Source organism: Rhodanobacter thiooxydans LCS2 (assembly GCF_000264375.1).
Lineage (GTDB): Bacteria > Pseudomonadota > Gammaproteobacteria > Xanthomonadales > Rhodanobacteraceae > Rhodanobacter > Rhodanobacter thiooxydans.
On record NZ_AJXW01000196.1, the window covers coordinates 1 to 296 of the forward strand.

1 protein-coding gene is annotated in these 296 nt (G+C 32.4%); it reads right to left on the reverse strand.

Features of this window, described 5'->3' with window-relative positions:
* Nucleotides 1–296: XkdQ/YqbQ family protein (locus tag UUA_RS20150; protein ID WP_238533066.1), on the reverse strand; the 296-nt coding region annotated here is incomplete at both ends.

Below are 296 nucleotides of genomic sequence, written 5' to 3' on the forward strand. Positions count from 1 at the left end.
CTTACCGGCAGTTTATATCCTGTATTTGTGAGAACTCCAGTTTTAAGATTAAAATAATTGCACATCTTTTTAACAAGACTATCTACCGTGTCATTTTTTACAACAATAGTATCTTTTGCTTTGCAATATCGAAGTTGATCATATGCAGTTACCGATACCTCTCCCTTTTTATTTTCTTCCCGTTTAAATACATATCCGTAAAAAATGTTTGCATCATTGTATTTGAATCGTATTATACTTCCATTTTCGATAACCAAACCACCATTTATGTAAGAGAATTCGAGCTTGCTACATCC